General features: G+C 40.2%; 5 protein-coding genes. 4 read left to right on the top strand and 1 reads right to left on the bottom strand.

The genetic code is table 11. The features are described 5' to 3' along the window. A partial coding sequence (locus E0F89_RS17215) for a hypothetical protein (protein WP_165930065.1) occupies positions 1–2,881 on the bottom strand: 2,881 nt, incomplete at its 3' end. On the opposite strand from E0F89_RS17215, the gene E0F89_RS17210 reads away from it, so the two are divergent. The 4 genes from E0F89_RS17210 to E0F89_RS16870 all read left to right on the top strand — a co-directional run. Next, the gene (locus E0F89_RS17210) at positions 2,841–3,875 is read left to right on the top strand and encodes a T9SS type A sorting domain-containing protein (protein ID WP_165930064.1); all 1,035 of its coding nucleotides are present in this window, start codon (positions 2,841–2,843) and stop codon (positions 3,873–3,875) included. The genes E0F89_RS17215 and E0F89_RS17210 overlap by 41 nt on opposite strands. Positions 3,876–4,830: 955 nt before the next feature. Further along, positions 4,831–9,231 (top strand): Ig-like domain-containing protein, encoded by a 4,401-nt coding sequence (locus E0F89_RS16880; protein WP_131910883.1) that lies wholly within the window; start codon positions 4,831–4,833, stop codon positions 9,229–9,231. A 705-nt stretch (positions 9,232–9,936) separates the two neighbouring features. Continuing rightward, complete coding sequence (locus E0F89_RS16875) at positions 9,937–11,502, top strand: T9SS type A sorting domain-containing protein (RefSeq protein WP_165930063.1); 1,566 nt, start codon at positions 9,937–9,939, stop codon at positions 11,500–11,502. A 700-nt stretch (positions 11,503–12,202) separates the two neighbouring features. Then, a partial coding sequence (locus E0F89_RS16870) for an HYR-like domain-containing protein (RefSeq protein ID WP_449404030.1) occupies positions 12,203–14,232 on the top strand: 2,030 nt, incomplete at its 3' end.

Here is a 14,232-nt window from a genome sequence, read left to right as displayed (position 1 = left end):
GAATGGTAACTCCAACATTCACTGATAGCGTGGTTACGATCACGGGCTGTATACGTTCACAAACCAGAACCTGGAATGCAACTGACGCCTGTGGCAACGCAGCAGCACCGGTTTCACGTACAGCGACTTGGACAGTGGACACAGTAGCGCCAGTAATCACTGCTACAGGAACACCAACCAACGGCACATTGGGTTGTAATCCATCAGCATCTGTAATAAATGCAGCACTTGGAACAGCAACAGCAATGGATGTTTGTGGAATGGTAACTCCGACATTCACCGATAGTGTGGTTACGATCACGGGCTGTTTACGTTCACAAGCCAGAACCTGGAATGCAACTGATGCCTGTGGCAACGCAGCAGCACCGGTTTCACGTACAGCGACTTGGACAGTGGACACAGTAGCTCCAGTAATCACTGCTACAGGAACCCCAACCAACGGCACATTGGGTTGTAATCCATCAGAATCTGCAATCAATGCAGCACTTGGAACAGCAACAGCCATGGATGCTTGTGGAATGGTAACTCCAACATTCACTGATAGCGTGGTTACGATCACGGGCTGTATACGTTCACAAACCAGAACCTGGAATGCAACTGACGCCTGTGGCAACGCAGCAGCACCGGTTTCACGTACAGCGACTTGGACAGTGGATACAGTAGCTCCAGTAATCACTGCTACAGGAACACCAACCAACGGCACATTGGGTTGTAATCCATCAGCATCTGCAATAAATGCAGCACTTGGAACAGCAACAGCAATGGATGCATGTGGAATGGTAACTCCGAGATTCACCGATAGCGTGGTTACGATCACGGGCTGTATACGTTCACAGACCAGAACCTGGAATGCAACTGATGCCTGCGGCAACGCAGCAGCACCGGTTTCACGTACAGCGACTTGGACAGTGGATACAGTAGCACCGATAATCACCGCTACAGGAACACCAACCAACGGTACATTGGGTTGTAATCCATCAGAATCTGCAATAAATGCAGCACTTGGAACAGCAACAGCAATGGATGCATGTGGAATGGTAACTCCAACATTCACCGATAGCGCGATTACAATCACGGGCTGTCTGCGTTCACAGACCAGAACCTGGAATGCAACTGACGCCTGTGGCAACGCAGCAGCACCGGTTTCACGTACAGCGACTTGGACAGTGGACACAGTAGCTCCAGTAATCACTGCTACAGGAACCCCAACCAACGGCACATTGGGTTGTAATCCATCCGCTGATGCAATAAATGCAGCACTTGGAACAGCAACAGCCATGGATGCATGTGGAATGGTAACTCCAACATTCACCGATAGCGCGGTTACGATCACTGGCTGCATACGTTCACAAACCAGAACCTGGAATGCAACTGATGCCTGTGGCAACGCAGCAGCACCGGTTTCACGTACAGCGACTTGGACAGTGGACACAGTAGCGCCAGTAATCACTGCTACAGGAACACCAACCAACGGTACATTGGGTTGTAATCCATCAGCATCTGCAATAAATGCAGCACTTGGAACAGCAACAGCAATGGATGCATGTGGAATGGTAACTCCGACCTTCACCGATAGCGTGGTTACAATCACGGGCTGCATACGTTCACAAACCAGAACCTGGAATGCAACTGACGCCTGCGGCAACAACGCAGCACCGGTTTCACGTACAGCGACTTGGACAGTGGATACAGTAGCGCCGATAATCACGGCTACAGGAACACCAACCAACGGTACATTGGGTTGTAATCCATCCGCTGATGCAATCAATGCAGCACTTGGAACAGCAACAGCAATGGATGCTTGTGGAATGGTAACTCCGACATTCACCGATAGTACGGTTACGATCACGGGCTGTATACGTTCACAAACCAGAACTTGGAATGCAACTGATGCCTGCGGCAACAACGCAGCACCGGTTTCACGTACAGCGACTTGGACAGTGGACACAGTAGCTCCGGTAATCACGGCTACAGGAACCCCAACCAACGGTACATTGGGTTGTAATCCATCAGCATCTGCAATAAATGCAGCACTTGGAACAGCAGCAGCAATGGATGCTTGTGGAATGGTAACTCCGACATTCACCGATAGTACGGTTACGATCACGGGCTGTTTACGTTCACAAACCAGAACCTGGAATGCAACTGATGCGTGCGGTAACGCAGCAGCACCGGTTTCACGTACAGCGACTTGGACAGTGGATACAGTAGCGCCAGTAATCACGGCTACAGGAACACCAACCAACGGTACATTGGGTTGTAATCCATCAGAATCTGCAATAAATGCAGCACTTGGAACAGCAACAGCAGTGGATGCTTGTGGAATGGTAACTCCGACATTCACCGATAGCGTGGTTACGATCACGGGCTGTTTACGTTCACAAACCAGAACCTGGAATGCAACTGACGCCTGTGGCAACGCAGCAGCACCGGTTTCACGTACAGCGACTTGGACAGTGGACACAGTAGCTCCAGTAATCACTGCTACAGGAACCCCAACCAACGGCACATTGGGTTGTAATCCATCAGAATCTGTAATAAATGCAGCACTTGGAACAGCAACAGCAATGGATGCATGTGGAATGGTAACTCCGACATTTACCGATAGTGCGGTTACGATCACGGGCTGTATACGTTCACAAACCAGAACCTGGAATGCAACTGATGCCTGCGGCAACAACGCAGCACCAGTTTCCCGTACAGCGACTTGGACAGTGGATACAGTAGCGCCGATAATCACGGCTACAGGAACACCAACTAACGGTACATTGGGTTGTAATCCATCAGCATCTGCAATAAATGCAGCACTTGGAACAGCAACAGCAATGGATGCTTGTGGAATGGTAACTCCGACCTTCACCGATAGCGTGGTTACGATCACGGGCTGTTTACGTTCACAAACCAGAACCTGGAATGCAACTGACGCCTGTGGCAACGCAGCAGCACCGGTTTCACGTACAGCGACTTGGACTGTGGATATAACTCCTCCAACTCTTATTCTACCAGCTGTTTCAACAGCTGATTGTGGAACGATACCAGTGTTTGGTATTCCAACAGTAAGTGATGGTTGTGATTCAAATCCTGTTATCAATGATTTAGGTATTATCATAACAAATAATCCTGATGGTTCAGTAACTTACACAAAAACTTGGTCTGCGACTGACGCTTGTGGCAATACATCAACTCCAATCAGCCAAACTATAATAGTACTGGCATGTAATGAAGGATGTACATTAGGATACTGGAAAAACCACACAGATAGATGGTGTTCAGAATATAGTACTTCAATGTTATTTGGTACCGTGTTTGTAAATGCACCTTCAAATCTTGCTAATCTAACTTTGTTACAAGCTCTTAATTTAGGTGGTGGCGGAATTAATAATTTAGCTCGTCAGGGAGTAGCCGCTTTATTGAATGCTTGTCATGATGATGTTGATTATCCAGCACCTTATTTAAATAATCCTCAGTCAGTAATAGATGCAGTTAATGCTGCATACTTAGCTGGTGGAGATGCTCCTGGAAAATTAGCCACCAAATTGGATACTCTTAATAATTCAGGATGTCCATTAGGAGGAACTCCAGCTACTAAAAACAACGATGTTTCAGTAAATGACTCTGTTGGTTTTACAGCTTATCCAGTTCCTTTCAAAGATGTTTTGACAATAAGATGTGATTTTAATTATACCAGTGATGTGAAAATAGAAGTATTTAATTCACAAGGTCATTTGGTACTTTCAAAATCAGAGGCAAATTGTTTCTTAAACAAAGAAATTATGTTACACCTTCATACCTATAGAGGTCAAGAACAGGTTTACCTTGTTAAAGTAACTACTAACAGAGGAAGCACTGTGAAAAAAGTAATTTCTTCTAAATAACCTTGAGTAATCATCTAATCCATTAAAATAAATCGGATTAGACAATAAAATTAAACCTCGAAAGTATTTCTTTCGAGGTTTTTTTATGTTTTCTCTCTAAGTTTTATTGCCAGTTATTGAACACAAAAATCTAATTGAAATAACCAATCGAATACAGTAAAAGAGTGCACTAAATTTTTATTTTTGACGCAGAATGCCAATTTTAAGACGTATCAATGGATTTATGGAATTTGACTAGTATAAGTTTATTTTGACTCTATTATCGAGATGATACTCTGGATAATGAGATTAAATCCCGTTTTAAAAACGAAAGAATAGTGTTTAAATGTAAAAGCTGTCCTGAAAGCTGAAAGTTAATTAGTATTAAATAACTATAAAATTTATTAATTAATTTGTCATGTAAATACTTGATAATTAAATACTTACATTTTTGAAAATTGATCATATTGAACAATAGAACATACTAAATTTCCTAAACGGCATGCGTTTTATCGACTATAATAGTTTCTTGTCGGGTTTTATTTTTAATTTTTTGAGGCTTCTTTTTTTAATGTTTAATTTTACTAAAGTAAATTTTTAAAAGTATAAATAAGTTGTTTTATAAAGCGACTTTCAGGCTAATCAAAGAATTTTGTTATTGTCCCAACAATAAAAATTTTTTGGATGATGGATTACTTCATAATTTTTTTTGAAGTTGTTTCGATTTTCTGCAAGTTTTCTCCCCAAATCTGAAAACTTTTGTTTTACCTCATTATATTAATTTTATGTTCTAATTACCAATCTAATTGGCATTTAGCTTCAAAAAGGATTTTTGATTCTTCAAAAGAAAAAAATCCTTGCAACGACGGTGTACTTCATAAATTTTTATGAAGGTGTTTTATTTTCTACGATTTTTCTACCCCAAATCTGTAAACTACCTTTTATCTCTGATGTATGATATTAAAATACTTTAATTATGAAAAAGAGTACGATTTTCGAGATTCTCGATGTTTTATATTGCAAAATAACCCAATGCATTATAACGGAGAACAACTTTTCTAAATTAGATGCAGCTAAATCTAGTGAGAGAAATTCAATTAATTATTTAGTAAATGCAGCAACCCATTGCTGGCTCCAAAAATTTGTTATTCCTATATTATTGGTAGGATTTTTAATGGCATCCTATACCACGAATGCTCAAAACATACTGGGAAGAGCGCCAGTGTTATGGCCTAAGGGAGGATTTGCTGTTGATGGCAATGAATTTGTTAAATATCCAGGCGATAATCCACTTTGGGGCGACTTTTTATTTGAGGCAGGTGAAACAAATGTGGGAGCTGATCCGGGAGGTATATTTGTACCCGTGCCGCCCCCATACACTTATCCGGACGGGCCATTACCAGCTAGTTTCTATGTTTATCCTTACACCACCTTTTTCAGGGATAATATCACCAATAATGACCCAACTATTTTCACCAGTAGCAATAAGATCAATGATCCTGTAAGCTCTTTTACTTGGGGAGCTGGATCTTCGCCAAACAAGAATGAAATTCAAAATGCGATTGCTCATTTTTCTTATGGGGATCCTGCCTTGGGTGGAGTGGCTACTGATTTATGGATGATTTTTGCCGCAGACCGTCAGGTAACGGAAGGGAGCAGTTATATAGACTTTGAAATTCTGCAAAAAAAATTGACTATGGAGATGAACGGAACCTTTAGTTCTGAGGCGGGTACTCTTAGCGGGCGCACCATTGGGGATCTATTGGTAACTATTGAGTTTACCCAAGGTGGAGATTTCGCAAATGTAGTGACCAGACGATGGGATGGAACTTCTTATATTGAATTTACACCTGCAGTTGGGACTGTTTTTGGTACTAATAACACGGGACAAACCATAGTGCCGTATCCTATTTATAATCAAGATCCTATTTCGACCAATCCTGATTTGTGGGCCTATGAACCAAATCAATGGGCAGAAGGAGCAGTTAATGTAACTAGCTTTTTTGGAAATGACCCTTGTTTTGTAATTAGCACCTTATTTGTAAGAACCAGAACTTCCGGTTCTTCAGGTCAATCAGAATTAAAAGATTTTCCTGGAGCGCCTTTTCAATTGGATTTAAGCTTCGTGCCTGATGCGCCAACTGTAACTTCTGTTACACGCTGTGATCCTGGTATTGTAGCCCTGTCTGCCAGCGGCTGTCCAGGTGGAACTTTAACATGGTATGATGCCGCCATCAATGGAAACATAGTAGCTACCGGATCATCCTATTCTCCAAATATTACTCAAACTACAAGTTATTGGGTAAGTTGTACAAATTCCAGAGGTTGTGAAGGGCCAAGAACTCAGGTTACCGGAACAGTGAATGTGATCAGCCCGGGTACAATTGACGGAAGTCAAACATTATGTACTCCATTTGATCCTGTTGCTTTTACAAGTACTACACCTGCTACAGGTACCGGAACACTGACTTATCAATGGCAAATCAGTACAACTGGATGCACTGGTACATGGACAGATATTGCAAATGCAACTTTAGCGACGTATGATGCGCCGGCAGTTACTGTAATAACTAATTTCCGACGAGTGGCAACTTCAACACTCAATGGCGTGGCTTGCCCAGCAATCAGTAATTGTTTAACAGTTACACCAAATAATGTAACATCAGGATCGATAGCTGGTGACCAGACACTTTGTACTCCATTTGATCCAATTGCGTTTACCAGTACTACTGCTGGAACAGGAAGTGGTCCGGTGACGTATCAGTGGCAAATAAGTACTACTGGATGCACTGGAACATGGACAAATATAGCCAATGCTACAGCAGCTATTTATGATGCACCAACTGTAGCAGTAACTACTTATTTCCGCCGAGTAACTACATCAACACTCAATGGAGTTTTATGTTCTGCAAACAGCAATTGTTTAATTGTAACACCAAACCCTGTAGCACCTGGAGTGATAGCAGGCGATCAAACAGGATGCGCTCCATTTGATCCAGTAGCGTTTACTAGTAGTTCAGCAGGAACTGGAGGCGGTGTAATCACCTATCAATGGCAAATCAGCACAACAGGCTGCAATGGCACTTGGTCTAATATTGCAAATGCTACAGCGGCAACTTATGATGCGCCATCAGTATCTGCATTGACTAATTTCCGCAGAGTGACTACTTCTACAGTTAATGGAATCGCTTGTTCTGCAAATAGTAATTGTTTAACAATAACCCCTAGTGGTGTAAACGCTGGAGAAATTGCGGGCAGCCAAACTTTATGTAGTCCATTTGACCCCGCTCCTTTTACCAGCACTACCGCAGGTACCGGAACTGGTGTAATCACGTACCAATGGCAGAGCAACACTACAGGCTGTAATGGTACATGGACAAATATTGCAAATGCAACAGCAGCAACTTATGATGCACCAGCAGTAGCCGTGGTAACTTATTTCCGTAGAGTAACTACTTCAACACTTAATGGTGTTCCTTGTATTGCAAACAGTAATTGTTTGACAGTATCACCAAATAACGTAAGTGCAGGCGTAATTGCGGGTAATCAAACTTTATGTTCTCCGTTTGACCCTGCAGCCTTTACCAGCACTACAGCCGGAACCGGTAGTGGTACAATCACTTACCAATGGCAAATTAGTACAACTGCTTGTTCAGGTCCATGGACAAATATCGCCATGGCTACATCAGCCACTTACGATGCGCCGGTTGTATTAGTTGTTACCTATTTCCGCAGAGTGACGACATCAACATTAAATGGTGTTTTATGTTCCGCAAACAGCAATTGTCTGACAGTAACTCCTGAATCTATAAATCCAGGTACTATAGCTGGAAGTCAAACGCTATGTACCCCATTTGACCCTGTTGCTTTTACAAGCACAACTCCTGCTACAAACGGAGGTGTAATCAGTTACCAATGGCAGATGAGCACCACAAGTTGTAGTGCAGGATTTACTGATATTGTAGGGGCTAACTCAGCCACTTACGATGCAGCAACTGTGTCAGTAGTCACTTATTTCCGCAGAGTGGCAACTTCAACACTCAATGGCACAGCCTGTCCAGACTTTAGTAATTGTTTAACTGTGACTCCAAATAATGTGAGTGCAGGTTCAATTGCCGGAGATCAAGAAGTATGTATAGGAGATGATGTTGCGGCTTTTACCAGCACAACACCGGGTTCTGGCTCTGCTGCGGTTACTTACCAATGGCAAAGTAATACGACAGGCTGTGGTGGTACTTTTACCAATATCGAAGGAGCTACTCTAGCTACTTACGATCCGGGTGTGGCATCAGTTACAACATATTACCGTCGGGTGGCTACAAGTACGTTGAATGGCGTTCCATGTTCCGCAAACAGCAATTGTTTAACTGTAATTGCTGAATCTTGTGCCGATGCATTATGTACTTATACTCAAGGGTATTATGGAAATCTTGGTGGCATGTCATGTGCTCCGGATAATGGTGGGTTTACAAAATACACCACTTTGGCCCTTATAGATAGAGCTTTAACATATTATGGCGGTACGATGACAATAGGTTCGTTAGGAAATACAGTAGTAATTACTAATACACCAATAGATAGAATGGCTATTATAGACGTTTTACCTGGAGGAGGAAAAAGTTATGTGTTATCCGGTAGTTACTCCATAAGTGCATTGCCAAGCAGCTATTTGAAAAATGGAAGAATCAATAATACTTTATTGGCTCAAACCATAGTATTAGGACTTAATATAGGAATAAATGGCGCGCTTGGTGACTTTGCTTTACAAGGAGGCACTTTAGTAACCGCTGAGTCACAAGGTGGCTGTGGTTCTGATATCGCTAAAACACGTATCTGTAATGCTGATGGAACTGTAACTAATGATTATGAATACTACCCTATCAGTCCAAATGTTGTCGCAGCGATAACAGGCGATAAAACAGTTCAAGGACTGTTTGACTTGGCCAACAGAGCTTTGGGCGGAGGAGCTATCAATGGTCTTTCACTTTCTGAAATTGCGAGCGCTGTTGATATGATAAACAATGCATTTGACGGTTGTAGAATATTTGTTGGATATGATATTCCAAGATGTAATGAAACAACTATTGGCATCCCAACAATCGATGCGAAAGTCGAAAGTGCAGGTTTTGATGCGTATCCAGTTCCTTTCACAGATCAGTTAACCATCAAATATAAATTTGATTATGTTACCGATGTGAAAATTGAGGTCTTTAATGCTCAAGGTATTATGATACTTTCAAAAACAGATGCAAATGGTTATTTAAACAAAGAACTTGCGCTGAACCTAAGTGCAAATGTAGGAAAAGAGCAAGTATATGTTGTGAAAGTAACTACTAATCGTGGTAGCACTGTGAAAAAAGTAATGTCTGCAAAATAGATTTTAACAACCATTTAATCCTAAAAAATGTAAAGGATTAGATTCTACAATTAAGCCTCGAAAGTGAAAATTTTCGAGGTTTTTTTTATACCGTTCCTTTTTCATTAATGTTTATAAAATTAAATATGAAATATTTTTATAAAATATTGTAAATCAAATAATTAAGGTATTGATTGTTGTTTTTAGAAATCATTTTTAGCGTAGTAATTTTCCGTAATTGTTTATTTTACATCGGATATTTTTGTTTTTCATCTGATTTATTAAAACTTCTAAAAATGTTTTTTAAGATATTGATTATCTTTAATATAGCAATAAAAAGGTGGATTTCTAAGTTAATTTCGGATGCGTTTTTAACGGTGAAAAAAGAAATTTTTATTGTACTCAGCGATAAAATTTTCTTTTGACGATGGAGTTCTTCAATTTTTTTGAAGGTGTTTTCAATACATGAAGTTTTGTTGTTTCAATTGAAAAAACTGATTGTAGTCTTGTTAGGTATTATTAATTTATAATAAAGGTTTTACAATTCTTTAGAGCCCCAATTTGGTTAATAAAAGTCTGTTTATTTCCGCAAAATTAAATGTGCGTTTGATGATGGTTTACTTCATTTATTTCTGTGAAGGTGGTTTGCTTATCTATGACTTTTTTGTTCCCAAGTTTATTGGTTTCCTACTTTTTAACAACTTATGGTTTAAAAACTTTATTATCATGGAAAATATTACAAATTCGAATTTTTTCGATACATTATCCCGTAAAATGACTAGCTGCTTTTTGTCGAAAGACACCATTTCTGCAGCAGGATTTAACTCTCAATCAGATAATAGTAACGCTAGCCAACGCTTTGACCATTATTTTAAAAATGTATGTATACTATTGCTGTTTGTTTTCTCAGGATTTTCAACGGCAGTTGCACAAACAACTCCTGCTAATTGTACATCTGGCTGTACATCTAAAGACATTAAAATTATAAATGCCTTTTTGTCAGATCAGTACGGAGCCCCATTACCGGATACTTTTATTTGTAATGGGACTGCTAATGTTTATCTCTCTTTGACGCTAACAACAAAATCACCTCGTATAGGGACTGCTGTTTATGGTAATGTTTACCAATATTTTCCTGAAACAGAAACAATAGGAGGTCAACCAGTAGCCACGGTAGCACAATGTTTTGGTGGAATAACACTAAACGCAACAAATGTGGTTACTTTCACAGATCCTTTCTCATGGACTTGTGGAGATGCCATCGCATTGACTGATGTATATATTAGCTGGGGAACTGGGAATACAGATTTCTGTACTGGTAGTGCATTTCAATGTGGCGCAACACCTTCAAAATGTAACAGACAAGAAGGAAATATAATTATTAGTACGCCAAATATAGGTACGGCAAGTGCTTCAGCGTGTTCATTAGTAGCCTTGCCAAATTATTCAGCCTATTTTAACTTAACTTCTCTTGAAGCTGATATCAAAAATGGTGGAAATTTAACAGTAACTTGGTTTAGCGATTTAGCTTTAACTACACCTATTTCAGATGCTGATACGAACACAGCTGGGTTACAATTTCATGCAACTGCCGCTTCTACCAATGTATATGCGAAAGTATGTGTTACAGGTAGCACCACGAGTTGTGAAACAGTAACAGTACCTTTAACCATTTATCCAAAACCAGCTGTTCCAACTATTTGCGTTGTGCAGCCTTCCGCTTCCCTATGTGATAATACTACAACAGCAGGAAGTATTACCATTACATCTCCAATCGGCGCAGCGGGAGTTTATGATTATAGCATCGATAATGGATTAACATGGACAGCTGATAAAACCTCTTGGACTGGATTACTTGCTGGATCAGTAAATGGCGTAAAAGTTAGATTTACATCTGTGAATAATGATGGATGTCCATCAGATGCATCATCTTGTGCAGACTCCGATTGTACTGCTCCAACCGCTGCTAAAACCACTAAACCAGATTCCAATAAAATGGCAGCAATAACTCCAACCGGAGCCAACACTGACAAAGCGGGTTTTGAAGCATATCCGGTTCCTTTCAAAGACCAGCTTAGCATCAAATATAATTTTGATTATGAGTCTGATGTGAAAATCGAGGTGTTCAATGCGCAAGGAATTCGAGTGTTTTCAAAAACGGATACCAATGGTTATTTGAACAAAGAAACTGCGCTAGACCTCAAAATGAATAAAGGAAAAGAGCAAATGTATGTTGTAAAAATTACTACGAATCGTGGAACTACTACCAGAAAAGTAATGTCATCCAGATAGATGATAATTGCTTATTTCTTCAAATTATAAATAAGCGTTAGACTATAGATTTAAACCTCGAAAGTGAAAATTTTCGAGGTTTTTTAATTTTCGTGTTATTTATTGCCTTTATGAAAAAAATAAATAGTTTTTTTATTTTTAAAATATTGGTAATCAATGCTTTGACAAATTATTTTTTGATTCTCGAGACTATTTTTTAGGTGCTAATTTTCTTGCTTTGTTTGTTTTACATCGGCTATTTTTGTTTTTTATCTGATTTATGACGGCTTGTAAAATCCTGTCTCAAGGTATTCTTTATCTTTATTCTAGCAAACAAAAAATGCAATAGAAAACTGTTTTTGCTAAGCAGTTTACGGCGAAAGAAAGATTTTTTATTGTTCCTTGCAATTTAATATTCTTTTAATGACGGAGTTCTTCAATTTTTTTGGAGTTGTTTTAAATACTGATAGTTTTATCGCTCCGATACAAAACTTTATGTATTCTTTCAGTACGTATTATTAATTTAAAAGCAAGGTTTTTAAGATGATTTAAAGCCCCAATTTGGTTAATAAAAGTTTGTTTATTCCCCCAAGATAAAATATGCTTTTGATGATGGTGTACTTCATGAATTTTCATGAAGATGTTTTGTTTATCTATAAGATTTTCCCAAGTCAACTAATTTCCTGCTTTTAAAACAATTATGGCGTAAAATTACACTATTATGAAAAAGAATATACTTCGGAAGTTTTTCGAAGTTTTATCTAGCAAAATTAATTGTTGGATACCACCGAAAAACATAATTTCTACATTAGCTTTTTATAAAAATGAAAATGTAGATGGTCTCAAATCAAAAACCAGCGGAGGCAATACACAGGAACGGACTGTAAATTGTAATGTGCAACAAGTTGGAATGCGAACTAATAACATTAAAAACACATTGCGGGTTTTTAATCCGCTTTTGATTGCGTTTTTACTATTTGCTTTGCTACCGCTTTCTGCAGTTGGGCAAACTTGTGATGGTAACACCCCCTCTCAACCAGATTTAAGGCTTTTGAAACTTGGTTGCAGTGCGAACGATGTCGAAATAATTAGCGCAACCCTCGGTAAAGCTACATGTGTGACTTGTACTGGCACCGAAGTGCAAGAACTTGATCTGTTTGTTACTCTAAGGCATAACACGAATAGTGATAGACCATCCGTATCTATATTTGGTAATTTGACTACAACCTTTGCAGATAAAACTACATCCATTTGCGACCTTCTCAAATGTAGCGGGCCTCTGATTCCTAAAAATCAGATTTTAGATAATGTGCCTGTACAAAGCGGAGGTAATGGAATACAAATCATTAAATTTGGTACAATTAAGTATACCTGTGGTAGTTCACTCGTTTTAAGTGATATTATGGTGGCATGGACAGTGCCTAGTGACGACCCTTGTCCAATGTTAACAAGCATTCCCAGCAAATGCAGTTATCCAGGAGGAACTTTGGTTATTGTTCCTCCTTTACAGGCCACAGCTGAGGCATTCTGTTCGCCTGATAAGGTAGATGTTACTGTGTTAGGAGGTATAGGACCTTACACATACAGTTGGACCGGTCCAGCAGGATTTACATCCACGCAGAAAGATCCACCTACTTTAGGTCCCGGCGATTATACTGTAACCGTTACTGATAGTGATCTAAGAAAATGTACCACTACGGCCACTGCTAGGCAAATTGTTTGCTGCACACCAAGTGCCACCTGTAAATTAGGTCCAATAGATATAGAAGGCTGTAGTATTCCAGTCGCGTTTACCGATCCAAACGATGTGTTTTCGGGCATACAATCTTGTGGTAAGGTGATTACTATGACTTCTGCAGACGTTGGTGATACAGATGTTTGCGGAGATGGAGATGGTGCAGATTTTTCAAGAACATATTCGCTGTTTTTTGGCGGTGATTTATTTACAACTTGTGCACAATCAATAAAAATTGATGACACAACTGCGCCTGTAATCGCAGCCTTACCAGCTCCGTCAACTATCAATTGTCCGGCACTGCCTGCCTTTGCGCAAGCTACTGCCACTGACACTTGTGACGCATCGGTGACGTTGACTTTCAATGATGTGAAAACACCAGGCAACTGTGCCGGGAACTACAGTGTAACCAGAACATGGACTGCTACAGATGATTGTGGAAACTTCTCCACCGCTACGCAAACCATTAATGTTCAGGACATCACTGCACCTGTAATCGCTGCCTTACCAGCTCTATCCACTATCAATTGTCCGGCACTGCCTGCCTTTGCGCAAGCTACTGCCACTGACACTTGTGATGCATCGGTAACGTTGACTTTCAATGATGTGAAAACACCAGGCAACTGTGCCGGAAACTACAGTGTAACCAGAACATGGACTGCTACAGATGATTGTGGAAACTTCTCCACCGCTACGCAAACCATTAATGTTCAGGACATCACTGCACCTGTAATCGCTGCCTTACCAGCTCCATCCACTATCAATTGTCCGGCACTGCCTGCCTTTGCGCAAGCTACTGCCACTGACACTTGTGATGCATCGGTAACGTTGACTTTCAATGATGTGAAAACACCAGGCAACTGTGCCGGAAACTACAGTGTAACTAGAACATGGACTGCTACAGATGATTGTGGAAACTTCTCCACCGCTACGCAAACCATCAATGTTCAGGACATCACTGCACCTGTAATCGCTGCCTTACCAGCTCCATCAACTATCAATTGTCCAGCACTGCC

Origin of the sequence: Flavobacterium caseinilyticum (assembly GCF_004349085.1) — a bacterium.
GTDB lineage: Bacteria > Bacteroidota > Bacteroidia > Flavobacteriales > Flavobacteriaceae > Flavobacterium > Flavobacterium caseinilyticum.
The sequence above is the reverse complement of the archived record's forward strand: the minus strand, read 5'-3'. Positions and strand labels throughout refer to the sequence as shown.

Coding starts and splice junctions, on each gene's coding strand:
- E0F89_RS16880 (WP_131910883.1), top strand. CDS start 4,831: ATGAAAAAGAGTACGATTTTCGAGATTCTCGATGTTTTATATTGCAAA.
- E0F89_RS17210 (WP_165930064.1), top strand. CDS start 2,841: ATGGTAACTCCGACCTTCACCGATAGCGTGGTTACGATCACGGGCTGT.
- E0F89_RS16875 (WP_165930063.1), top strand. CDS start 9,937: ATGGAAAATATTACAAATTCGAATTTTTTCGATACATTATCCCGTAAA.